Origin of the sequence: Microbacterium sp. Be9 (assembly GCF_011754135.1) — a bacterium.
Taxonomy (GTDB): Bacteria; Actinomycetota; Actinomycetes; order Actinomycetales; family Microbacteriaceae; genus Microbacterium; species Microbacterium maritypicum_A.
Map to the genome: position 1 here is coordinate 452550 of NZ_WNWT01000004.1, position 24536 is coordinate 477085.

Sequence of the window (24536 nt, forward strand, 5' to 3'; positions counted from 1 at the left end):
CGATGTCTGAACGTGACAGCGCCACCCCCCGGCACGATCCTGATTCCCGCCTGGGGGATCTGTTCGAGAATCTGCCGGACCCGACGCAGCAGATCCCGACCGTCGACAACAGTGCTCCGGCGCCCGGTTCGCGCCGCGCCGCCCGAGAGGCAGCAGCCGGAGAGGGAACCGCGACTCCGGTGGGAGGCACGGCCCGCACGCCGGCCGAGCCGTCCCCTGTGCCGGTACGTGGGTCCGCGGACGATGCCGTCACCGCGGATGCGGCGCCGTCGCCGACGCCCGTTCGCGCTTCGGCCGACGCCGCAGAGACTCCCACGCGTGCTCTCCCGCAGGCGGTGCCCGCGGCGGGCACCGGTCGCACCTCGGCAGCGGCCGAAACGCCCGAACCGGTGATCGGAGGCGGGCTCGACGATCTGTTCGCCCCGCACGACGACCATGTTCCCGCGGCGCCGAAGAAGAAGCGCCGCAAGGGCTGCCTGATCGCGCTGATCATCGTGCTCGCCGTGCTCGGCGGCATCGCGGCGGGTGGCGCCTGGGCCTGGAACACCTACGGCGACAAGATCAGCGATGCCATGGGCTGGGGCGAGTCGAAGGACTGGGAGCCCGGTCTCGCGAACGGCGAAGCCCTCGTCACGATCAAGCAGGGCGACACCGGGGGGCCGGTGTCGACGGCGCTCTATGAGGCCGGCGTCACGAAGACCGAGGACGTGTTCTACGACTACATCGTCGAAGAGAACCTCGCGGTCACGTTCTATCCGGGCGTCTACCGCCTGCAGAAGAAGATGACGGCAGAGGCCGCCCTCGCCGCGCTCAAGGACGACGCGAACAAGATGGCGAATGCCGTCTCGGTCTCCGAGGGAGGCACGATCGTCTCCTCGTTGCCCGGCATGGCCGAGACTCTCGGGCTTCCGCTCGCCGACTTCGAGGCTGCGGTCCAGGACCCCTCGGCCTACGGCGTGGACGCGCCGAGCCTGGAGGGCTGGCTGTTCCCCGCAGTGTACGAATTCGATCCCGGGGTCACCGCACCTCAGGTGATCCAGCGGATGGTCGACCGCACCAGAGAGTCGCTCGACGCGGCAGGTGTGCCGGCGGCTGATGCCGAACGGATCCTGACGATCGCCTCGATCATCCAGCGCGAGGGCCGTCTCGACGACTTCGCGAAGGTGTCCCGCGTCATTCAGAACCGCCTCGACATCGACATGAAGCTGCAGATGGATTCGACCGCCCAGTACGGCTACGGGTCGCTGCACGAAGGCGTCGTGTCGAGCTCGAAGGAAGCGCTCGAGGACGACAACGAGTGGAACACCTACGTGCGCACCGGCCTGCCGGCGACACCGATCGCCAGCCCGAGCGACGCGGCCATCAAGGCGGCGATGCAGCCTGCTGACGGCCCGTGGCTGTACTTCGTCACGATCAACCTCGCCACGGGGGAGACGCAGTTCTCCGAGACCATGGCGGAGCACGAGCAGGGAATCGAGAAGTGGCGTGAGTGGTGCCGTGCGAACCCCGACGGCGGCTGCTGAGACGGTGACGCGCTCACGGTTGGCGGTCTGGGGCGATCCGATCGCGCACTCCAAGTCCCCGGAGCTGCATGCGGCCGCCTATCGTGTGCTCGGCCTGGACTGGGAGTACGGACGGCGTCGGGTCTCGGCGGAGGGATTCGCCTCGGCGATCGCCGAACTGGACGACACCTGGCGTGGTCTCTCCCTCACGATGCCGTTGAAGGAAGAGGCGTTCCGCGCGGCGGCGACACGGGATCGTCACGCGCAGCTCACGGGCGCCGTCAACACGCTCCTCCTGGGAGACGAGCCGGCCGGGTTCAACACCGATGTCGGAGGGATCGTCGATGCCCTCGCCGAGGCGCACATCGCCGAGGTCGAACGGGTCCGGATACTCGGGGCCGGGGCCACGGCGGCGTCGGCTCTCGTCGCCGCAGCCGAGATCGGGGCCGCGCGCGTCGACGTGCGTGCTCGGCGCGCTGCTGCCGCGGCGGCGCTGGTGGATCTCGGGGAGCGGCTCGGCCTCGTCGTGGAAGTACGCGCGTTCGATGCGCCTGCTCCGGCCGTCGAGCTGACCGTGGCCACGCTGCCCAGCGGCACCGCTCTCCCCGCGGAGATCGCCTCGGTGCTGTCGTCGAGTGGCGGGTCGCTCTTCGACGCCGCCTACGCCCCGTGGCCGTCAGCTCTCGCGATGACCTGGAGCGATGGTCCGGCCATCTCCGGACTCGGCATGCTGCTGCATCAGGCCGTGCGCCAGATCCGTATCTTCCGGCACGGCGATCCGACGATGGAGCTCCGCGACGAGGCCGCGGTGATCACCGCGATGCGCGCCGCGCTCTGACCGAACCGCTCGCTCGACGAAACGCGGCGCTGCGGGGGTGCGAACCCGTGGGAGACTGGAGCAATGCTCCGCGTGCTCACGGCCGGCGAATCGCACGGCCCAGAACTCATCGCCGTCATGGAGGGTCTTCCCTCCGGCGTCCCTGTGTCCTCCGAGGCCATCCAGGCCGACCTCGCCCGTCGCAAGTTGGGCTATGGCCGCGGCTCGCGGATGAAGTTCGAGCAGGATGAGCTGACGATCTCCGGCGGTGTGCGCCACGGCCGGAGCCTCGGCAGTCCGATCGCGCTGCGCATCGGCAACACCGAATGGCCCAAGTGGATCGAGGTCATGAACCCCGAGCCCGTCGAGCTCACGGACAAGTCTCGCGGACGCAGCGCGCCTCTCACCCGTCCGCGTCCAGGGCACGCCGATCTGGTGGGCATGCAGAAATACGACTTCGACGAGGCGCGTCCGATCCTCGAGCGTGCGAGCGCCCGCGAGACGGCCGCTCGTGTCGCGTTGGGAGCGATCGCCCGCTCCTTCCTCGGTGAGCTCGGGATCCGTCTCGTCAGCCACACGTTGTCGATCGGCCCGGTGCGCGTACCCGAGGGTTCTGCGCTGCCCACGCCGGATGACGTCGAGGCGCTGGACGCCGATCCGCTCCGGTGCTTCGACGCGGCGACCTCCGCGCTGATGGTGGCCGAGGTCGACGACGCCAAGAAGGACGGCGACACGCTCGGCGGGATCGTCGAGGTCCTCGCGTACGGGCTGCCTCCGGGACTCGGCTCCCACGTGCACTGGGACCGGCGCCTCGACGCGCGTCTGGCCCAGGCCCTGATGAGCATCCAGGCGATCAAGGGTGTCGAGGTCGGCGACGGCTTCGAGACCACCCGTCGTCGCGGCTCGGCCGCGCACGACGAGCTCTTCGCGACCGCCGACGGCATCACGCGCGGATCCGACCGTGCCGGCGGCACCGAGGGCGGCATGTCGACGGGCACCGTCCTGCGCGTGCGTGCCGGCATGAAGCCGATCGCGACGGTGCCGCACGCGCTGCGGACGATCGACATCGCGACAGGAGACGACGCCACCGCCCACCACCAGCGCTCCGACGTGTGCGCGGTACCAGCCGCCGGTGTGGTTGCCGAGGCGATGGTCGCGGTCGAGCTCGCGAACGCCGTGCTGGAGAAGTTCGGCGGCGACAGCATCCGGGAGACGCGACGGAACCTCGACGGGTACCTGGCGGGCATCCCTGCCGAGCTGCGCACGACCCCCGCGTCCGAGGCGGCGCTCATTGCGCATGACGAGCGCGGCTGATCCGCTGACGCTGGTGCTGGTCGGCCCGATGGCCGCCGGCAAGACCAGCGTCGGCAGACGCGTCGCTCGTCGGCTCGGCGTCGCGTTCATCGACACCGACAAGCGCATCGTGGCCGCCCACGGACCCATCGCCGGCATCTTCGAGGCCCACGGCGAGGCGCACTTCCGTGCCCTCGAGCGGGCCGCGGTGGCAGAGGCCTTCGCCGAGGGCGGGGTGATCTCCCTCGGTGGCGGGGCGGTGACGGAAGCGGCGACCCGGGAGCTGCTGGCAGAGTACCCGGTCGTGTTCCTGACCGTGAGCCCCGACGCGGTGGCCGATCGGCTCCGTGGGAGCAATCGTCCGCTGCTGGCGGGGGAGGACCCCCTGGAGCGCTGGAAGAAGATCTTCGAGGAACGTCGGGGGTGGTACGCCGAGGTGTCATCGGCGACCTTCGACACCTCACGTCGTCCGATGCAGAAGATCGCGGACGAGATCGTGGCATGGAGGAGAGAGCAGCGATGAGCACGACGACCATCAGCGTCACCGGTAGCGACGCCTACGACATCACGATCGGGCGGGGGATCCTCGAACGGGTCTCGGCTGCGCTGGCTCCGGGGGTGCGCAAGATCCTGGTCGTGCACCCCCCGACGCTGGCCGCCCGGGCCGCCGAGCTGCGCGATCGCCTGCTCGCCGACACCTCGGACGGGCCGCGTGAGGTGCTGCTCGCCGAGATCCCGGATGCGGAGCAGGGCAAGCGCATCGAGGTCGCGGCCTTCTGCTGGCAGGTGATGGGGCAGGCCGACTTCACGCGCAGTGACGCCGTCATCGGCTACGGCGGCGGCTCGGTCACCGATCTCGCCGGCTTCGTGGCGGCGACGTGGCTGCGCGGTGTGCAGCTGATCCAGGTGCCGACCACGGTCCTCGGCCTCGTCGACGCGGCGGTCGGCGGCAAGACCGGGGTGAACACCGCGGAGGGCAAGAACCTCGTCGGTGCGTTCTGGGCGCCGCGCGCCGTCGTGGGCGACCTCGACGAGCTCGCGAGCCTCAGCCCGAACGAGGCGACCGCCGGTTTCGCCGAGGTGGTGAAGGCCGGATTCATCTGGGCGCCGGAGATCCTCGACATCGTCGAGGCGGATCCCGCTCGTGCCGTTGACCCCACGACGGACGAGTTCCGGCGTGCCATCGAACTTGCGATCGCGATGAAAGCCGAGGTCGTCTCGGACGACTTCCGGGAGGCGGGCCTGCGGGAGATCCTCAACTACGGCCACACCCTCGGGCACGCCATCGAGCACGCAGAGCGATACCGCTGGCGTCACGGCGCCGCGATCTCGGTCGGCATGCTGTACGCGGCCGAGCTCTCGCGTCTCGCCGGACGCCTCTCCGACGCCGCGGCGGAGCGTCACCGCACCATCCTCGAGTCGCTGGGGCTTCCGACCTCGTACCGCGCAGGAGCATGGCCGCAGCTGCTCGCCACGATGCAGCGCGACAAGAAGAGCCGCGGCGGAATGCTGCGCTTCATCCTTCTCGACGACATCGCGAAGCCGACGGTGCTGCAGGCCCCGGACGAATCGCTGATGTTCGCCGCCTACCAGGAGGTCGGCGCGTGAGCCGACGCATCCTCCTGGTCAACGGACCCAACCTGAACCTGCTCGGTTCGCGCGAACCAGAGGTGTACGGCACGGCCACGCTCGCCGACGTGGAGCGCATCACCATCGCCGCCGCCGCAGAACACGGCTTCGAGGTGCGTGCGGTGCAGAGCAACCACGAGGGGGTGCTGATCGACGCGATCCACGCCGCCCGTGAGGACTGCGCCGCGATCGTGATCAATCCCGGCGGACTCACGCACACGTCGGTGGTGCTGCGCGACGCTCTCACCGGAGTCTCGCTGCCGTTCGCCGAGGTGCACATCTCCGATGTGTACGCCCGGGAGGAATTCCGGCACCACTCCTACCTCGACGACGTCGCGGCCGTGCGCGTCGTCGGACGCGGTGTCGACGGCTACGCGGATGCCGTGCGGCAGCTCGCAGCACTCATCCCTTAGAATCGACTGTCGGTCTCGTCCGACCCCGCAGACTCACGAACGGAACTCGCAGCGCATGGCATCTACCGCAGACATCAAGAACGGCGTCGTCCTCAGCATCGACGGGCAGCTCTGGAGCGTCATCGAGTTCCAGCACGTCAAGCCCGGCAAGGGTGGCGCCTTCGTACGCACCAAGCTGAAGAACGTCGTCTCGGGCAAGGTCGTCGACCGTACGTACAACGCCGGCGCCAAGATCGAGATCGAGAACGTCGACCGCCGCGACTACACGTACCTGTACACCGACGGCGACGGTTACGTCTTCATGGACCAGACAGACTTCGACCAGATCACGGTCGGCGCCGCGACGGTCGGCGACGCGAAGAACTTCCTGCTCGAGAACCAGGCCGTCACGATCGCGCTGAACAACGGCAACCCGCTCTACATCGACCTCCCGGCGTCCGTGGTCCTCGAGATCACCTACACGGAGCCCGGCCTGCAGGGCGACCGCTCGTCGGCCGGCACCAAGCCCGCCACGCTCGAGACCGGCTATGAGATCCAGGTGCCGCTCTTCGTCGAGGCCGGCACCAAGGTCAAGGTCGACACCCGCACGGGTGACTACCTCGGCCGCGAGAAGTAAGGCGTGAGCGCCCGGACGAAGGCGCGCAAGCGCGCTCTCGACATCCTGTTCTCCGCCGATGTGCGCGGGGACGACCTCGCGGTCACGCTGGCCGCCGAGGCGAAGCGCGCCGCGAGCGAGCCCGCCCGCGAGGCGTCCTGGCTCTACGCCCGCGAGATCGTCGACGGCATCATCGACTCGCGCGATGAGATCGACGAGCAGATCACGACGCACAGCCGCGACTGGAAGCTGGAGCGGATGCCCGCGGTCGACCGCGCGCTGCTCCGGATCGGCGTGTGGGAGATCCTCTACAACGACGACGTTCCGACGGCTGTCGCGATCGATGAGGCCGTGGAACTCGCCAAGGAGTTCTCGACCGATGACTCCGGCGCCTTCGTGCACGGCGTCCTCGCGCGAGTCGCCCGCGCCGCCTGATCCGTCCGACGGGGAGGCACTGTCGGCGGTGTCGGAGAGGATGGGGGCATGCCCCTGCCGAACGACCCGTCCCGTCCCGATGGCGCGTCATCCGCGGACTGGCGCTCGATGCTCGGAGCGCCGCGCGAAGATGCGGTGACGCAGCTCGCGCTCGGGGTCGAGCTCCGCGTGCGCGACGGTCGCGGAGCGAACCCCTGGGCCTCCCGCCCGCAGCGGACCGCTACTGCGCGCGACGTCGCCAAGCGCACGGGGGAGATCCTGCTCGGCATCCGTCCGCTCGAGAAGAGCGCGGCGACCGGTGCCTGGGTGCAGGGTGCGGCAACCTGGGACGCGGTGAGACGTTCCCCGACGCAGTACGGACGCGACCGCTCCCGATGGTTCGCCGATCTGCTCAGCATCGCGCGCGACACGCTGCTGTCCGGCACGGCGGGCGACTGGCTGGTCGCCGATCTGATCGAGTCCGGCCTGCTGTGGGGGCATCTGCGCGCGGCGGCCGACGTCGACGTCCCGCTGATCGCCACGCAGAAGAGCACGACCGTCGTTCTCGCTGATCGCGCCACGATCGGCGCGACGGTCGGCCGTGACGACGCGGGCGGACTCCTCGTGCGCCCTGACATCACGATCGACGGCCGCGATGCAGACCCCGCCGACGTGCAGACGATCGGGCACAGAGGGCTCTACGAGGTCGCTCAACACGGCACGAAGCTGCGCGTGACGCTCGCCGAAGCACCGATCGCCGAGCCGGTGCACGCACTGCTCGCCGCAAGGACGGGGCTCGAGGTGCCCGCGCGTGACGAAGCCGCGTTCTTCCGTGACGCCTACCCGCTGCTTGCCCGGCGGGTCGAGGTGCGTCCGGTCGGTCGCGTCGAGCTGCCGGTGCTGCCCGCACCCCGACCGGTGCTCGAACTGTCGTTCCTGCGCGGCGACACGGTGAAGTACACGTTCGAATGGGACTATCGCGGGTTCGGGCGCGTCCCGTTCGCTCCCGGAGGAGACGCCGTGCGCGACGCGGTCGCGGAGGAGATGCTCCGAGACGCGCTCCAGGCCGTTTGGATGGAGCAGCTGGGCGAAGAACTCACTTCGGCGGGTTCCTTCCAGGACGTCGCCGCCGCCGAGTTCGTCACTCGCATGGTGCCGGCGCTCGAGGCAGAGGGCGTCATGGTCTCCGTATCCGGTCGTCGCAAGAGCTATCACGAGCTCACGGGCGAGCCGCAGATCACCGTATCCACCGTCGAGAGCAGCGACCCCGACTGGTTCGACCTGGGAGTCCTGGTAAAGATCGACGGGCGCACCATCCCGTTCGAACCGCTGTTCACGGCGCTCAGCAAGGGCCGCAAGAAGCTCCTCCTCGTGGATGGCAGCTACTTCTCCCTGAGCCATCGAGCGCTCGATCGTCTCCGGGAGCTGATCGACGAGTCCGGCGAGCTCGAAGAATGGGAGACCGGCGCGCGGATCAGCCGCTACCAGACCGATCTCTGGGAGGAGTTCGAGGATCTCGCTGATGAGGCGGTTCCCGCGGTCACGTGGCGCGCGACCGCCGACGGCCTGCGCACAGCCACCTCCGTGCCTGCGGTGTCGATGCCGTCGGGCATCAGCGCCACGCTCCGGCCGTACCAGAAGGAGGGCCTGGACTGGCTCGCCTTCCTGTGGAGTCATCGTCTGGGCGGTATCCTCGCCGACGACATGGGGCTCGGAAAGACGCTCCAGCTTCTGGCTCTCATCGCGCATGCCCGAGAGACGGGGGAGCAGCGGCCGTTCCTCGTGGTCGTCCCGACGTCGGTGCTCGCCACCTGGCGGAGCGAGGCCGAGCGCTTCGCGCCTGCGCTCCGGGTGCTGCTCCGGGGGAGCACACAGGGTCGCTCGCTCGATGACAGCATCGGTGACGCCGATCTCGTCATCACGACCTACGTGGTCGCCCGTCTCGACGAGGCCGAGTACGCCCGTGTCGAGTGGGCGGGACTCATCCTCGACGAGGCGCAGTTCGTGAAGAACCCGGCGACCAAGCTGCATCGTGCTGTGGCCTCGTTCCGTGCGGACGTGACGTTCGCGGTCACCGGCACCCCGATGGAGAACAGCCTCAGCGAGCTGTGGGCGCTGCTGAAGCTCACCGCTCCCGGCCTGTTCGCCTCTGCGCGGAAGTTCCGCGAACACTACATCCAGCCGATCGAGCAGGGAAAGGTCCCGGAGAACGAGGAGGGGGGCACCTATCGGCAGCGACGCCTCGAGCAGCTGCGGCGGCGCATCCGTCCCCTGCTGCTGCGACGGACGAAAGAGCTCGTGGCCCCCGACCTCCCGGCGAAGCAGGAGCAGATCCTCGAGGTCGAGCTCAGCTCGTCTCATCGCGCGCTCTACGACGTGGTCCTGCAGCGCGAACGGCAGAAGGTGCTCGGACTGCTGGAAGACCTCGATCGCAACCGCTTCATCGTCTTCCGCTCGCTCACACTGATGCGCATGCTCAGCCTGGCCCCCGGGCTCATCGATCCGGAAGACGCCAAGATCGGCTCGCGCAAGCTCGACGTGCTGATCGAGCGGGTGATCGAGCTCCAGGCGGAGGGCCATCGGGCGCTCGTGTTCAGCCAGTTCACCTCGTTCCTCGATCTGGCCGCGGCGCGCCTCGATGCCGCCGGCATTCCTTATGCGCATCTCGACGGGTCGACACGTCACCGGCAGAAGGTCGTCGAGAGCTTCACCTCGGGGGAGCAGCCGGTGTTCCTCATCAGTCTGAAGGCCGGCGGCTTCGGCCTCACGTTGACCGAGGCCGATTACGTCTTCCTGCTCGATCCGTGGTGGAACCCCGCAGCCGAGGCGCAGGCCGTCGATCGCACACACCGCATCGGTCAGGACAGCCAGGTGTTCGTGTATCGCATGATCTCCACCGGCACGATCGAGGAGAAGGTGCTCGACCTGCAACGCCGCAAGGCCCGGCTGTTCACCGCCGTGCTCGACGACGAGGCGCTGTTCGCGCAATCGCTCTCCGCCGACGACATCCGCGGGCTGTTCGAGGGCTGACCGGAATACTCACGGCCCGGTCGACCGGGCGTTCAGGGAGCCGTCGGTACAATCGAACGGTTCACTTTCGGGAGGAATGCAATGCGGATCACGGGACTCGGCCACGCCGGGATGTTCATCGAGACGGTCGGCGGGAACATCATCTGCGACCCGGTCCTCGGACCCTCGTTCTACGGATCCTGGTTCCCGTTCCCCGACAACCGAGGCCTGGACTGGGAGCGTTTCGGGCGTGAAGCCGATTTCCTCTGGATCTCGCACCGGCACCGCGACCACTTCGACCCGCGGCTCCTCGAACGCTACATCCGCAAGGACATCGAGGTGCTGCTTCCGGAGTACCCGACCGATGACCTCGAGAAGGACATCCGGGCACTCGGCTACACGAACATCACGTACGCCCCGGCCGGGCAGGTGATCCAGCGCGGCGAGCTCAAGATGATGATCACGCCGCTGCGAGCCCCCAGCGACGGTCCGATCGGCGACTCCTCGCTGAGCGTCGACGACGGCACCGGCTCGATGCTGAACCAGAACGACTCCCACCCGCTCGATCTCGAGAAGCTGCTCGATTTCGGCAAGCCCGACGCGTACTTCACTCAGGTGTCCGGCGCGATCTGGTGGCCCATGGTCTACGACCTGCCTCTCGATGCCAAGCAGAACTTCGCCCGTCTCAAGCGCGAAGCGCAGAACAAGCGCGCCATGTACTACATCGAGAAGGTCGACGCTCCGCACGTCTTCCCGATGGCGGGCCCGCCCATGTTCCTGCGTGACGACCTGTTCGACTTCAACGGCCTCGGTAAGAACGGCGAGTCGATCTTCACCGACCAGAAGCAGTTCCTCGCGCACATGAAGGAGCTGGCGCCGCAGTACGACGGGCAGCTCTTCATCCCCGGCACGGTCGTCACGGTCGAGGACGGATCCGTCACGAGCGAGCAGACGCTCTACACCGAGGCCGAGATCTCCCACATCTTCGACGAGAAGTGGGACTACCTCGAGGAGCAGCGGGCGAGTCGACAGCAGGAGATCCGCGACGAGGAGGCTTCTCGTGCCGCGATCATCCCGCCCGCCGAAATGCTCGAGGCGATCAAGAACTGGTGGGAGCCGCTGCTGAAGAAGTCCCGCACGATCCGACTCGGCGTCGGCGGGTGCGTGCGCTTCCGCATCGGCGAGCTCGACATGGTGGTCGATTTCCCCCGCGCGAAGGTCCGGGAGTACGCCGGGGAGGAGTGCATCTACTGGTACACCATCCCCGCAGACCTGGTCTCGACGAACATCGTCGATCACGAGATCGACTGGTCGAACTCGATCTTCCTCTCGATGCAGTTCTCCGTGGGGCGCAGCGGCAAGTTCAACGAGTTCCTCACCACGTTCCTCAAGTGCCTCTCCGTGGATCGGATCGAGTACGTCGAGAACTGGTACCAGGAGCAGACCGACCAGACCGAGGATGCCGAGATCGGCGACTGGGTCGTGCAGCGCCGGTGCCCGCACCTGCGTGCCGACCTCACCCGCACGGGCACGGTCGACGAGGACGGCATCCTCACGTGCAGCATGCACGACTGGAAGTGGGACCTGAAGACGGGGCGCTGTCTGTCGACCGCCGGTCACCCGATCCGTTCCTCCAAGATCGATGAGGTCACCGACCCCGTGCTGCAGGAGGCCAGCTGATCCGCCGGAGTCCCCGCGCTCCGATAGACTGACATCACAAGCAACCTTTAACACCGTCCTGTGAGGCGGAGAAGGGAGCGGCCGATGAGCATGCGCACCGTGCTGCACGAAGCCGACATCTCACGAGCGCTGACCCGTATCGCGCACGAGATCCTCGAGTCCAATCGAGGAGCCGAGAATCTGGTCCTGCTGGGCATCCCGACCCGCGGTGTCACCCTCGCCCATCGCCTCGGGCTGCTGATCAGCGAGATCGCGCAGCAGTCCGTCCCGGTCGGCGCTCTCGACGTCACGCTCTTCCGCGACGACCTCGCCCAGCACCCGACACGCTCCCCGCAACCCACCGAGATCCCGGTCGGCGGCATCGACGGCAAGACCGTCGTGCTCGTCGACGATGTGCTCTTCTCCGGTCGCAGCATCCGGGCAGCGTTGGACGCGATCCAGTCGATCGGGCGCCCCTCGGTCGTGCGCCTCGCGATCCTCGTCGACCGCGGGCACCGTGACCTCCCGATCCGTCCCGATTTCGTCGGCAAGAACATCCCCTCCGCCCGCACCGAGCGGGTCAACGTGCGCCTCTTCGAGAACGACGGCGCGGAGGAGGTGACGATCGGCGAATGAGACACCTCCTCGACACCCGCACCCTCGACAGGGCCACCGCCCTGCGCATCCTCGACGTCGCCGAAGACATGTCCGACACGCAGTCGCGTGAGGTCAAGAAGCTTCCGACGCTGCGTGGCAAGACCGTCGTGAACCTCTTCTTCGAGGATTCGACGCGCACGCGCATCTCGTTCGAGGCGGCCGCCAAACGCCTCTCCGCCGATGTGATCAACTTCGCGGCGAAGGGATCCAGCGTCTCCAAGGGCGAGAGCCTGAAGGACACGGCGCAGACCCTGGAGGCGATCGGTGCTGACGCGGTCGTGGTCCGGCACCCGGGTTCCGGCGCGCCGCAGACGCTCGCCACCAGCGGTTGGATCTCGGCCGGTGTCGTGAACGCCGGCGACGGCACCCACGAGCACCCGACGCAGGCGCTGCTCGACGCCTTCACGATCCGCAAGCGCCGGTTCGGCGCCGACAGTCGCGGTCGTGACCTGAGCGGTCTGCGCGTGGTGATCGTCGGTGACGTGCTGCACTCTCGGGTCGCGCGCTCCAACGTCTGGCTGCTCACCACGCTCGGCGCCGATGTCACGCTCGTCTCGCCGCCCACGCTGGTTCCGCAGAACGTGTCGCTCTGGCCGGTGCGGGTCGTCTACGACCTCGATGAGGCGTTGGCGGAAGAGCCGGACGCGGTGATGATGCTGCGCATCCAGCTGGAACGGATGAATGCCGCGTATTTCCCAACTGAGCGGGAGTATTCCCGACGCTGGGGCCTGGACGCACGGCGTGTGGCCGGTCTTCCGACAGGTAGCATTGTCATGCACCCCGGACCCATGAACCGGGGACTGGAGATCTCCTCGGAAGCTGCCGATTCCCCCCGCTCGACGGTGCTGGAACAGGTCACGAACGGGGTATCCGTCCGCATGGCGGTGCTGTACCTGCTGCTGGCAGGAGAACGAGACGACGAACGAGGGGGAGACCTGTGAGCGAGACCCTCGTCATCACCGGTGCACGACTGCTCGGTGCCGAGAGCGCCGACATCATCATCGAGGACGGCCGGATCGCCGAGATCGGGAGCGGACTGCAGCGCTCGGGTGCTCGGGTCATCGACGCAGCGGGTCTCGTCGCCCTGCCCGGACTGGTCGACCTGCACACGCATCTGCGCGAGCCCGGCTACGAAGCGTCCGAGACGATCCTCACCGGAACGCGCGCCGCCGCGGCCGGCGGTTTCACCGCTGTCTTCGCGATGCCCAACACCTCGCCGGTCGCCGACACCGCTGGTGTCGTGGAGCAGGAGCTCGCGCTCGGTGAAGCGGCGGGCTACGCCACGGTGCAGCCCATCGGCGCCGTCACCGTCGGGCAGAAGGGCGAGCGGCTCGCCGAGCTGGGCGCGATGGCCACCTCCCGCGCGCAGGTCCGTGTCTTCAGCGACGACGGCTTCTGCGTGTTCGACCCGCTCATCATGCGTCGCGCGCTGGAATACGTGAAGTCGTTCGGCGGCGTGATCGCCCAGCATGCGCAGGACCCTCGCCTCACGGAGGGCGCGCAGATGAACGAGGGCACGGTGTCGGCCGAGCTGGGTCTCGCCGGCTGGCCCGCGGTCGCCGAGGAGTCGATCATCGCCCGCGACGTGCTGCTGGCCGAGCACGTCGGCTCGCGACTGCACGTGTGCCATCTCTCGACCGCGGGCTCGGTGGACATCATCCGCTGGGCCAAGAAGCGCGGCATCGACGTCACGGCCGAGGTCACCCCTCACCACCTCCTGCTGACCGACGAACTCGTGCGCGGGTACGACGCGCGCTACAAGGTCAATCCTCCGCTGCGTCGCGAAGAGGATGTGCTCGCGGTGCGCGAGGGTCTCGCCGACGGAACCATCGACATCGTCGCGACCGATCATGCCCCGCATCCCAGCGAGCACAAGGCCTGCGAGTGGCAGGCAGCGGCGAACGGCATGGTGGGTCTCGAGAGCGCGCTGCGCGTCGTGCACCAGTCGATGGTGCAGACCGGCCTGCTCGACTGGGCCGACATCGCGCGTGTGATGAGCGCGGCGCCCGCTCGCATCGGACGTCTCTCCGGACACGGCACGCCGCTCGAAGTCGGACAGCCGGCACAGCTCACGCTGTACGACGCCGCGGTCGACGGTGTCTTCACGGAGGCCGACCTCCACGGCCGGAGCGTGAACTCGCCGTACCTCGGCCGCGCGCTTCCCGGACGAGTGGAGTACACGATCCACGGCGGCGTGCTCACGGTCGACGGCGGCAGCGTCGTCGAGGAGCTCCGCGCATGAGCGCTCGGGACCTCGCCGTCGCGATCACGATCGCCGTCGCGCTCCTGGTGCTGCTGGTGATGCTTCTCGCCTGGCGACGACGAGTCCGCCGCGATTCCGTGTTCACGGCCCCGCTGGGTGTGCCTGAGCACGCGGAGGTCGCCCGCCGCGACGAGGTGCTGTACGTGTCGACGACACGGCACGAGCAGCCGCTCGAGCGTCTCGCGGTGTCACCTCTCGCGTACCGGGCCCGCGGCGAGCTCGCGCTCACGGATCGCGGCATCGCCCTCTGCCTCGACGGTACCCCGACGGTCTTCCTCGCGAACGACCGGCTCGTCGCCGTCGACCGCGCTACGGTCACCATCGACCGCGTCGTGGAGCCCGGCGGCCTCGTGCGCATCGCCTGGAACATCGACGACGACACCATCGTCGACAGCTACCTGCGCCTCGCCACCGGCGATCCCCAGAACCTCATCTCCGACCTGCAGCGGCTCGTCCCCGCCGCCCCCGACACAGGAGCACAGTCATGACACTCTCGACAACCTCCGGGCAGGCCCCCGCGGCCTCGCTTCCCGATCCCGCCGTCCTCGTCCTGGAAGACGGCACACGTCACATCGGACGCGCCTACGGCGCCCGCGGCCGCACCCTCGGCGAGGTCGTCTTCGCGACCGGCATGTCCGGATACCAGGAGACGATCACCGATCCGTCCTACGCGGGCCAGATCGTCCTGCAGACGGCGCCGCACATCGGCAACACGGGCATGAACGACGAAGACGCCGAATCACGTCGCATCTGGGTCGCCGGCTACATCGTGCGTGACCCCTCCCGCGTCGTGTCGAACTGGCGCGCGAACGCCTCGCTCGACGACGTGCTCGTCGAAGACGGCGTCGTGGGGATCAGCGGTATCGACACCCGATCGATCACCCGCCACATCCGGTCGGCCGGCTCCATGCGCGGCGGGATCTTCTCCGGTGCCGATGCGGCGCTCGATGCCGAGGAGCAGGTGCGCATCGTCCGCGAAGCACCGGAGATGGCCGGGCGCAACCTGTCCGCCGAGGTCTCGGTCGACGTGGCCACCGTGACGACGGCGATGGGGGAGCGGATCGGAAACCTCGCCGTGCTCGACCTCGGTGTGAAGCAGGCGACGATCGACAACCTCGCCGCCCGCGGTTTCGAGGTGCACGTCCTTCCGCAGGACGTGACGATCGACGAGATCCGTGCGGTCGACCCGGTCGCCGTCTTCTACTCGAACGGCCCCGGAGACCCCGCGGCCTCCGGCGACCATGTCGAGCTGCTGCGTGCGGTGCTCGATGACGGGCTGCCGTTCTTCGGGATCTGCTTCGGCAACCAGCTCCTCGGTCGTGCGCTGGGCCTCGGCACCTACAAGCTGCCGTTCGGTCACCGCGGCATCAACCAGCCGGTGCTGGACAAGCAGACCGGCAAGGTCGAGATCACCGCGCACAACCACGGTTTCGCGGTCGAGGCTCCGATCGAGGGCACCTTCGACAGCCCGAACGGCTACGGCAAGGTCGAGGTCAGCCACGTCGGCCTCAACGACAACGTCGTCGAGGGGCTTCGCGCCCTCGACATCCCGGCATTCTCGGTGCAGTACCACCCCGAGGCGGCGGCCGGCCCCCACGACGCCAACTACCTCTTCGACAGGTTCCGCGACCTGGTCATCGCAAGCCAGAAGGACTCCAAGTAATGCCCAAGCGCGACGACATCAACTCCGTCCTCGTCATCGGCTCCGGCCCGATCGTCATCGGTCAGGCCTGCGAGTTCGACTATTCCGGCACCCAGGCGTGCCGTGTGCTGCGCGAGGAGGGCGTCCGGGTCATCCTGGTCAACTCCAACCCGGCGACCATCATGACCGATCCCGACTTCGCCGACGCGACGTACATCGAGCCGATCACCTGGCAGGTCATCGAGACGATCATCGCGAAGGAGCGTCCTGACGCGATCCTGCCCACACTGGGTGGTCAGACCGCGCTGAACGCGGCGATCGAGCTGCACAACCACGGCATCCTCGAGAAGTACGACGTCGAGCTGATCGGCGCCAACTTCGAGGCGATCAACAAGGGCGAGGACCGCCAGATCTTCAAGCAGCTGGTGCTCGACGCCGGTGCCGACGTGGCGGACTCCCGCATCGCGCACACCATGGACGAAGTGCTGGCGGCTGCCGACGAGCTGGGCTACCCGATGGTGGTCCGCCCGAGCTTCACGATGGGGGGCCTGGGGTCGGGCTTCGCCTACGACGAGGAAGACCTGCGCCGCATCGCCGGCGCCGGTCTGCGAGACTCGCCGACCACCGAGGTGCTCCTGGAGGAGTCCATCCTCGGCTGGAAGGAGTACGAGCTCGAGCTCATGCGCGACACGGCCGACAACACGGTCGTCGTCTGCTCCATCGAGAACGTCGACCCGGTCGGCGTGCACACGGGCGACTCGATCACGGTCGCCCCGGCGCTCACCCTCACCGACCGCGAGTACCAGAAGATGCGTGACATCGGGATCGACATCATCCGCGCCGTCGGCGTCGACACCGGAGGCTGCAACATCCAGTTCGCGGTCGACCCGACGAACGGCCGCATCATCGTGATCGAGATGAACCCGCGCGTCTCGCGATCCAGTGCCCTCGCCTCGAAGGCCACCGGATTCCCGATCGCGAAGCTCGCAGCCAAGCTCGCGCTCGGCTACCGCCTCGACGAGATCCCGAACGACATCACGGGCGTGACGCCGGCGAGCTTCGAGCCCACGCTCGACTATGTGGTCGTCAAGGTGCCGCGGTTCGCCTTCGAGAAGTTCCCGGCCGCCGACGCGACGCTGACCACGACCATGAAGTCGGTAGGCGAGGCCATGGCCATCGGCCGCAACTACGCGACCGCGCTGCAGAAGGCGCTCCGCTCGCTCGAGAAGCGCGGATCGAGCTTCCACTGGGGCGTGGAGAACCGCTCCGTCGAGGAGCTGCTCGAGATCTCGAAGATCCCCACCGACGGTCGGATCGTCACCCTGCAGCAGGCGCTGCGCAAGGGTGCGACCGTGGAGCAGGCCTTCGATGCGACGGCGATCGACCCGTGGTTCCTCGACCAGATCGTGCTGATCAACGAGGTCGCCGAGGTCGTGCGCCAGGCATCCGAACTGGATGCGGCGACGCTCCGCTACGCCAAGGAACACGGCTTCTCCGACGCACAGCTCGCCGAGCTCCGCGGAACCTCTGAGGCCGAGGTCCGCGGCGTGCGCCACGGTCTCGGCATCCGCCCGGTGTACAAGACGGTCGACACCTGCGCCGGCGAGTTCCCGGCTCTCACGCCGTACCACTACTCGAGCTACGACTTCGAGACCGAGGTCGAGCCGTCCGAACGCACCAAGGTCGTCATCATCGGATCGGGCCCGAACCGCATCGGGCAGGGCGTCGAGTTCGACTACTCGTGCGTGCACGCCTCTTTCGCGCTGTCCGATGCCGGCTTCGAGACCGTCATGGTCAACTGCAACCCGGAGACGGTCTCGACCGACTACGACACCTCCGACCGCCTGTACTTCGAGCCGCTCACGCTCGAAGACGTGCTGGAGGTGCTCGATGCGGAGGCCGCGAGCGGCACCATCCTCGGTGTCGTCTGTCAGCTCGGCGGTCAGACCCCCCTGGGACTCGCGAAGGGCATCGAGGCCGCCGGCTACACGGTGCTCGGCACGAGCCCCGAGGCGATCGACCTCGCGGAGGAGCGCGAGCTCTTCTCGCGGCTGCTCGACGAGGCCGGTCTCGTCGCACCGCGCAACGGCACCGCGATCGACGTCGAGGGTGCCGTGCGCATCGCCGAGGAGATCGGGTACCCGGTGCTGGTGCGTCCGAGCTTCGTGCTCGGCGGACGCGGCATGGAGATCGTGTACGACACCGCGTCGCTGCGCGACTACTTCGTGCGCACCGCGGGCGAGGTCGTCATCGAGGAGGGCAAGCCCCTCCTGGTCGACCGCTTCCTCGACGACGCGATCGAGCTCGACGTCGATGCGCTCTACGACGGCACCGACCTGTACATCGGTGGCGTCATGGAGCACCTCGAAGAGGCCGGCATCCACTCCGGCGACTCCAGCTGCACGTTGCCGCCGGTATCGCTCGGCCGGACCGATGTCGACCGCGTGCGCGAGGCCACGCTGGCCATCGCCGAGGGCGTGGGCGTGCGCGGACTCCTGAACGTGCAGTTCGCCATCAGCGCCGGCGTGCTCTACGTGATCGAGGCCAACCCGCGCGCCAGCCGCACCGTGCCGTTCGTGTCGAAGGCACTCGGCATCCCGATGGCCAAGGCTGCGAGCCGCATCATGACGGGCTCGACGGTCGCCGAGCTGCGCGCCGAAGGGATGCTTCCCGAGCAGGACGGTTCGCGCGTTCCGCTCGACGCACCCGTGTCGGTCAAGGAGGCCGTGCTCCCGTTCAAGCGCTTCCGCACCGCCGACGGCAAGACCGTCGATTCCGTGCTCGGCCCGGAGATGCGTTCCACGGGTGAGGTCATGGGCATCGACCGCGACTTCCCGACCGCGTTCGCCAAGAGCCAGGCCGCGGCCTACGGCGGCATGCCCACCTCGGGAACCGTGTTCATCTCGGTGGCCGACTCGGACAAGCGCGCCGTCATCCTCCCCGCCCACCGTCTGCAGCAGCTCGGCTTCACGATCGTCGCGACGGAGGGCACCGCCGAGATCCTCTCGCGCAACGGCATCGCCGTCACGGTCGTCGAGAAGTACAGCGAGACGCAGGAGTCGGGCGCGAAGAACATCGTGGATCTCATCAACGAGGGCTCGATCGACATCGTCGTGAACACTCCGTCCGGTGGTGCCGCGCGGGCGGACGGCTACGAGATCCGCGCTGCCGCCGTCGCCGCCGACAAGGCGCTGTTCACCACGATGGCTGTGCTCGGCGCGGCCGTGAGCGGGATGGACGCGGCCCACGAGGGCTTCCAGGTCAAGAGCCTGCAGGAGTACGCGCTGGACCGGAAGGCGGCACTGTGAGCGAACGCTTCGGCGAACGCACACGGTCCGCGCTGAGTGCGCGGGGGCCGCTCTGCGTCGGCGTCGACCCCCACGCGGCGCTGCTCGCCGCGTGGGGGCTGACCGACGACGCGCACGGTGTCCGTGAGTTCGGCCTCCGCACCGTCGAGGCGGCGGCCGGTCGGGTGGGCTTCGTGAAGCCTCAGGTGTCGTTCTTCGAGCGCTTCGGTTCCGCAGGCTTCGCAGCTCTCGAAGAGGTGCTCGCGGCGGCACGTGCCGCAGATCTGCTCGTGATCGCCGATGCGAAGCGTGGCGACATCGGATCGACCATGGACGACTACGCGAAGGCGTGGTTGACGCCGGGATCCTCGCTCGAAGCCGACGCGCTCACGGTGAATCCCTTCCTCGGCGTCGGTGCCCTCGACGGGTCCTTCGCCCTCGCCGAAGAGCACGGCAAGGGCGTGTTCGTGCTCGCCGCCACCAGCAACCCCGAGGCAGCGGGCATCCAGCGTTCGATCACTGCGAGCGATGAGACGGTGTCTGCCGCGATCATCGGGGAGGTCTCCGCACGCAATGCCGCAGCCTCGGGCGCAGGCGAGTGGGGGAGCTTCGGCTTCGTCGTCGGCGCGACCGTGGACTGGGCGGCCGCAGGCCTTTCGCCGTTCGGCCCGGTCGCCCCCATCCTCGCTCCGGGGTTCGGCGCGCAGGGCGCGACTGCCGCTGATCTCCGCCTTCGCTTCGGCTCGATGGCGGATGCCGTGATCGCGAGCGAGAGCCGCAGCATCCTCTCCGCCGGTCCCGCCGACCTGGCGACCGCCATCACCGCGCGTGCGGCCGAGTACTTGGAGGTGGCGCGTGCCTGACGCGCAGCGTACGGTTCCCGAGGTCGACAGGGCCGCGGCCGCCCGCCGTGCCGTGGAACGGCGCCGCGCCAGGGCATCGGTCAAACGCGACCTGACGATGCGCGTGGTGACCCCGCAGACCGTCCTGCACCGCGCGACGGCCGATGCCGACTCGGTGGAGGGGTCGATGCGCATCACCGACTTCCTGCTGGCGCTCCCCGCGATCGGTGCGGGCAAGCGCGACCGCGTGCTCGATGAGCTGCACATCTCCCCGGTCAAGCGTCTCGGCGGTCTCGGCGCGCGCCAGCGCCGGGTGCTGGAGGCCTGGCTCGATTCGCGCTTCCCGGTGCCGACCCCGCGCGACGCACGGAGCCGCCTGTTGGTGCTCGCCGGCCCCACCGCTGTGGGGAAGGGGACCGTCGCCGCGCATATCCGCGAGCACAACCCGGAGATCCACCTGTCGGTATCGGCCACGACCCGGCCGCCCCGCCCCGGTGAGATCGACGGCGTGCACTACTACTTCGTGGACGACGCCGAGTTCGACCGGCTGATCGCCGACGACGAGCTGCTCGAGTACGCCGTGGTGCACAACCGCTCCCGCTACGGCACGCCACGCGCGCCGATCGACGCCGCACTGGCCGAGGGCAAGACCGTGCTCCTCGAGATCGACCTCCAGGGCGCCCGTCAGGTGCGTCGTGCAGAGCCGTCGGCGACGCTGATATTCCTGCTGCCCCCGAGTTGGGATGAACTGGTGCATCGACTGGTCGGGCGAGGCACGGAAGACGCCGAGGAACGGGCCAGACGACTGCGCACCGCGAAGGTCGAACTCGCCGCCCAGAACGAGTTCGACCACCTCGTCGTGAACGAGGACGTCGCCACCGCGGCTCGCGAGGTCGTAGAATTGTCCACAAGCTCTGCGCGCTGAGCGTCTTCGCGCGCCTTTCGCACCGTCTTCGCGACGATCCCGTCGCCTGATCAGGAGGTCTCACCATGGCCGGACACAACAACGGAATCATCGATCCCCCCATCGACAACCTGCTCGACCGCGTCGACTCGAAGTACGAGCTCGTCATCTACGCCGCCAAGCGTGCGCGTCAGATCAACGACTACTACTCCGACCTGCACGAGGGAAACCTCTTCGACAACGTCGGCCCGCTCGTGGACTCGTCCGTCGAGGACAAGCCGCTCACGATCGCCCTGCACGAGATCAACGAGGACAAGCTCCGTCTGCGTCACGCAGAGTGATATTCGAGACCGCGCCTCCCGTCTGTCGGAGGCGCGGTCCAGAATGGGTGCAACACCCTCCTTCCGTCCGTCCCGTTCTGGAGTACCGATGAGCGCCCTGCGTCTGTTCACGTCCGAGTCCGTCACCGAAGGGCACCCGGACAAGATCTGCGACCAGATCTCGGACAGCATCCTCGACGGCCTCATCGCGAAGGACACGGGCTCGCGCGTCGCAGTCGAGACGCTCGTCACGACGGGCCTCGTCCATGTGGCAGGTGAGATCCGGACCGAGGCATACGTCGACATCCCCACGATCGTCCGTCAGGTCGTGAACGGCATCGGATACACCTCGAGCGACACCGGCTTCGACGGCTCCTCGTGCGGCGTCAGCATCTCGGTCGGCGAGCAGTCGACCGACATCGCCCATGGCGTCGACAGCGCGCAGGAGCACCGCGACGGGTCCTCGGTGGACCCGCTCGACGGCCTCGGTGCCGGCGATCAGGGCATCATGTTCGGCTTCGCGACCAACGAGACGCCTCAGCTCATGCCGATGGCCGCGTGGACCGCTCACCGTCTGTCGGAGCGTCTCGCCGAGGTGCGTCGCAGCGGGGAGCTGCCCTTCCTGCGCCCCGACGGCAAGACCCAGGTCACCCTCGGGTACGACGGCTTCACTCCGAAGACCGTCGATGCCGTCGTGGTCTCCACGCAGCACCACCCCGACATCTCGCAGGAAGAGCTTCAGGCTCAGGTCCGTGCGCACGTGATCGACCCGGTGCTCGCGACGACAGGTCTCGATCTCGACGACGTCACCCTCTACATCAACCCCGCGGGTCCCTTCGTCACCGGTGGCCCCAAGGGCGACGCGGGTCTGACCGGTCGCAAGATCATCATCGACACCTACGGCGGAGCATCGCGTCACGGCGGTGGGGCGTTCAGCGGCAAAGACCCGTCCAAGGTCGACCGTTCCGGTGCATACGCCACGCGCTGGGTGGCGAAGAACGCCGTCGCCGCAGGCTTGGCGGAGCGTCTCGAGGTACAGGTCGCCTATGCCATCGGCGTCGCCCGTCCCGTCGGTCTCTACGTCGAGTCCTTCGGGACCGGCACGGTGTCGGATGAAGTCATCACGCGGGCGATCAACGAGGTGTTCGACCTGCGCCCGCAGGCGATCATCGAGCAGCTCGACCTGCTGCGTCCGATCTACGCCCAGACGGCCGCCTACGGGCACTTCGGCCGCGAGCTCCCCGACTTCACCTGGGAGCGCACCGACCGCGCCGAAGAGCTGCGTCGCGCTGCCGGGCTCTGATGGGACCGCGGTCCTGATGCCTCCGGAGAGCCGGCGCATCGCGCGCGTGCTCCTCGATTCGCCCCTGCCGCAGCTCGATCGGCTCTTCGACTACGCGTTGCCTCCCGAGTGGGGCGAGGTGCCGCGTGGTGTTCGCGTGCAGGTCCCGCTGCGCTCCGCCGGGCGTGTGATCGACGGCTATGTCGTCGACGTCGACACCGAGGACGACGCCGACCGGGCGCTCTCGGAAGTCGAGAGCGTGGTGTCGCTGGTGCCGGTGCTTCCGGAGCGCCTGCACACGCTCGCACGCCGCGTGGCGGATCGCGCCGCGGGTTCGGCCTCCGATGTGCTTCGGCTCGTCATCCCCAAGCGCCAGGTGCGCGTCGAGAAGGCCTGGACCGCCGACACGCCGGCCGAGGCGCCGACGGCGGATGCGCTCATCGCGGCAGAAGAGACCGTCGGTCTCTACGAGGGCCTCGATGTCGTGCTCGATGCGGGTGGACGGGCGGCCGTCGAGGCGATTCCGCAACTCGTCGACGGGGTTCAGGGATGGTCCCGGTTGCTGGCGGCCTCGGCGGCGCGGATGCTCGCCGCGGGGAAGTCGTCGATCATCGTGGTCCCCGACAGCCGTGACCTCGATCGACTTCTCGCCGCGCTCGAGGTCCTCGTGCCCGTCGCAGCGATCGTGCGCCATGACTCCCGTCAGACCAACCCCGATCGCTATCGCGGCTTCCTGCGCACGCTCGAGGACGCGCCGTGCGTCGTGGTGGGAAACCGTTCGGCGGTCTACTCGCCGGTCGTCGCCGGCATGGTGGCGATCTGGGACGACGGCGATCCTCTCCTGGGGGAGCCGCTGGCCCCGTACGTCAATGCGCGTGATGCTGCGCTGCTGCGTCAGGAGCTCGAGGGATCGGCGCTGCTCTTCGCCGGGCACACCCGGACGACCGATGTGGAACGTCTGGTCGCCCTCGGCTGGTTGCAGGACGTCAGAGCAACGCGCCGCGTGCTGCCCCGCGTCGTGCTCAGCACGCCCCAGGAGATGGAACAGCCCACCGCCCAGCGGATGCCGTCTTCCGCGTTTCTCGCCGCCCGTTCCGCCGCAGCAGAGGGACCGGTGCTCGTGCAGGTCTCGCGACCGGGTTTCTCGCCGTCGCTGGTGTGTGCGGAATGCCGGGCTCCGGCTCGATGCGCGCACTGCGGCGGTCCGCTCGGGGCGAAGCATCGCGGTGCCGTGCCGGTGTGCGCCTGGTGCGGTCGATCGGCCAGCGCATGGTCGTGCCCGACGTGCTCCTCCACCAAGCTGCGGTTGGCCTCATCCGGGAGCGAGCGCACCGCCGACGAACTGGGTCGGGCGTTCCCGGGCGTGCGTGTGATCGTCGCCGACAGTGCGCACCCGGTGGAGCGGGTTCCCTCCAAGCCCGCGCTCGTGGTGGCGACCCGTGGTGCCGAGCCGATCGCCGACGGCGGATATCGTGCCGTCGTCCTGCTCGACGGCCCACGGATGCTCCAGGCACCCGATCTGCGCGTCGCCGAGTCCTGCCTGCGCTGGTGGTCGAACGCGGCGGCCCTCGCCGCACCCGGCGCACCGATCCATCTGGTCGGAGTGAACGGCGCGGCCGCGAAGGCGCTCGCGACCTGGAATCAGGCGGGCCACGCCCGCATGGAGCTCGACAGCAGGGCACCTCTGCACATGCCGCCGACGACCCGGGTGGCCCTGGTCCAGGGGTCGGCTCCCGCGGTCTCCGGCGCTCTCGCCGCGCTGACCGAGCTCGCGCTGCCTCCCGACGCGGTGCTCGGGCCCGTCCCGGTCGAATCCGACGACGTCCCTCCACGGGTGCGGGCGCTCGTTCGGTTCGACTACGGCGCCGGAGCGCGGGTGGCGACCGCACTGCGCGCCGCGGTCGTGGCCGAAGCAGTGAGCGGGCGTCGCCGAAAGGGACGTGCGACCAAGAGCACGCTCTCCGTCCGCCTCGATATCCTCGAACCAGAGCTCTGACCCTTCCGGAGA

Annotated in this window: 21 protein-coding genes; all 21 read left to right on the forward strand. The window is 68.7% G+C overall.

Annotation, left to right across the window (positions count from 1 at the left end):
* Positions 1-2 precede the first annotated feature (2 nt).
* Positions 3-1523 carry an endolytic transglycosylase MltG gene (gene mltG / locus GLO27_RS06385; RefSeq protein WP_136024910.1) on the forward strand — a complete coding sequence of 507 codons (1521 nt, stop codon included), beginning with the start codon at positions 3-5 and terminating at the stop codon, positions 1521-1523.
* A complete protein-coding gene (locus GLO27_RS06390; RefSeq protein WP_347878397.1) occupies positions 1486-2340 on the forward strand; it encodes a shikimate dehydrogenase in 855 nt (284 codons plus the stop codon). The genes mltG and GLO27_RS06390 overlap by 38 nt, the downstream gene beginning before the upstream one ends.
* A 63-nt stretch (positions 2341-2403) precedes the next feature.
* Positions 2404-3633 carry a chorismate synthase gene (gene aroC, locus GLO27_RS06395; RefSeq protein ID WP_021200623.1) on the forward strand — a complete coding sequence of 410 codons (1230 nt, stop codon included), beginning with the start codon at positions 2404-2406 and terminating at the stop codon, positions 3631-3633.
* Complete coding sequence (locus tag GLO27_RS06400; RefSeq protein ID WP_167254078.1) at positions 3617-4135, forward strand: shikimate kinase; 519 nt, start codon at positions 3617-3619, stop codon at positions 4133-4135. Before aroC ends, GLO27_RS06400 begins: the two co-directional genes overlap by 17 nt.
* The gene (aroB, locus tag GLO27_RS06405) at positions 4132-5220 is read left to right on the forward strand and encodes a 3-dehydroquinate synthase (RefSeq protein ID WP_021200621.1); all 1089 of its coding nucleotides are present in this window, start codon (positions 4132-4134) and stop codon (positions 5218-5220) included. The genes GLO27_RS06400 and aroB overlap by 4 nt, the downstream gene beginning before the upstream one ends.
* The gene (gene aroQ / locus GLO27_RS06410; protein WP_029259258.1) at positions 5217-5654 is read left to right on the forward strand and encodes a type II 3-dehydroquinate dehydratase; all 438 of its coding nucleotides are present in this window, start codon (positions 5217-5219) and stop codon (positions 5652-5654) included. Before aroB ends, aroQ begins: the two co-directional genes overlap by 4 nt.
* 55 nt (positions 5655-5709) lie before the next feature.
* Entirely contained in the window at positions 5710-6270 is a 561-nt protein-coding gene (gene efp / locus GLO27_RS06415) for an elongation factor P (protein ID WP_021200619.1), read from the forward strand.
* A 3-nt stretch (positions 6271-6273) separates the two neighbouring features.
* A complete protein-coding gene (gene nusB / locus GLO27_RS06420; RefSeq protein WP_021200618.1) occupies positions 6274-6684 on the forward strand; it encodes a transcription antitermination factor NusB in 411 nt (136 codons plus the stop codon).
* A gap of 48 nt (positions 6685-6732) precedes the next feature.
* On the forward strand, positions 6733-9693 hold the full coding sequence (locus GLO27_RS06425) for a DEAD/DEAH box helicase (RefSeq protein WP_167254080.1): 2961 nt from the start codon (positions 6733-6735) through the stop codon (positions 9691-9693).
* An 81-nt stretch (positions 9694-9774) separates the two neighbouring features.
* Positions 9775-11352: a Rieske 2Fe-2S domain-containing protein gene (locus GLO27_RS06430; protein ID WP_021200616.1), complete on the forward strand. Its 1578-nt coding sequence runs from the start codon at positions 9775-9777 to the stop codon at positions 11350-11352.
* A gap of 84 nt (positions 11353-11436) precedes the next feature.
* Positions 11437-11967, forward strand: coding sequence for a bifunctional pyr operon transcriptional regulator/uracil phosphoribosyltransferase PyrR (gene pyrR / locus GLO27_RS06435; protein ID WP_167254082.1), 531 nt, complete (start codon positions 11437-11439; stop codon positions 11965-11967).
* Entirely contained in the window at positions 11964-12929 is a 966-nt protein-coding gene (locus GLO27_RS06440; RefSeq protein ID WP_136024904.1) for an aspartate carbamoyltransferase catalytic subunit, read from the forward strand. The genes pyrR and GLO27_RS06440 overlap by 4 nt, the downstream gene beginning before the upstream one ends.
* Positions 12926-14230, forward strand: a complete 1305-nt coding sequence (locus GLO27_RS06445) for a dihydroorotase (protein ID WP_029259254.1) — start codon at positions 12926-12928, stop codon at positions 14228-14230. The genes GLO27_RS06440 and GLO27_RS06445 overlap by 4 nt, the downstream gene beginning before the upstream one ends.
* Positions 14227-14739 carry a hypothetical protein gene (locus GLO27_RS06450; protein WP_021200612.1) on the forward strand — a complete coding sequence of 171 codons (513 nt, stop codon included), beginning with the start codon at positions 14227-14229 and terminating at the stop codon, positions 14737-14739. Before GLO27_RS06445 ends, GLO27_RS06450 begins: the two co-directional genes overlap by 4 nt.
* On the forward strand, positions 14736-15914 hold the full coding sequence (carA, locus tag GLO27_RS06455; protein ID WP_021200611.1) for a glutamine-hydrolyzing carbamoyl-phosphate synthase small subunit: 1179 nt from the start codon (positions 14736-14738) through the stop codon (positions 15912-15914). The genes GLO27_RS06450 and carA overlap by 4 nt, the downstream gene beginning before the upstream one ends.
* Positions 15914-19201, forward strand: a complete 3288-nt coding sequence (gene carB, locus GLO27_RS06460; RefSeq protein WP_167254090.1) for a carbamoyl-phosphate synthase large subunit — start codon at positions 15914-15916, stop codon at positions 19199-19201. Before carA ends, carB begins: the two co-directional genes overlap by 1 nt.
* The gene (pyrF, locus tag GLO27_RS06465) at positions 19198-20043 is read left to right on the forward strand and encodes an orotidine-5'-phosphate decarboxylase (protein WP_167254092.1); all 846 of its coding nucleotides are present in this window, start codon (positions 19198-19200) and stop codon (positions 20041-20043) included. The genes carB and pyrF overlap by 4 nt, the downstream gene beginning before the upstream one ends.
* On the forward strand, positions 20036-20947 hold the full coding sequence (gene gmk / locus GLO27_RS06470; protein WP_021200608.1) for a guanylate kinase: 912 nt from the start codon (positions 20036-20038) through the stop codon (positions 20945-20947). The genes pyrF and gmk overlap by 8 nt, the downstream gene beginning before the upstream one ends.
* A gap of 65 nt (positions 20948-21012) precedes the next feature.
* Positions 21013-21267 (forward strand): DNA-directed RNA polymerase subunit omega, encoded by a 255-nt coding sequence (gene rpoZ / locus GLO27_RS06475; protein ID WP_017204385.1) that lies wholly within the window; start codon positions 21013-21015, stop codon positions 21265-21267.
* A gap of 88 nt (positions 21268-21355) precedes the next feature.
* On the forward strand, positions 21356-22549 hold the full coding sequence (gene metK / locus GLO27_RS06480; RefSeq protein ID WP_029259250.1) for a methionine adenosyltransferase: 1194 nt from the start codon (positions 21356-21358) through the stop codon (positions 22547-22549).
* 16 nt (positions 22550-22565) lie between these two features.
* The gene (locus GLO27_RS06485; RefSeq protein WP_029265354.1) at positions 22566-24524 is read left to right on the forward strand and encodes a hypothetical protein; all 1959 of its coding nucleotides are present in this window, start codon (positions 22566-22568) and stop codon (positions 24522-24524) included.
* Positions 24525-24536 lie beyond the last annotated feature (12 nt).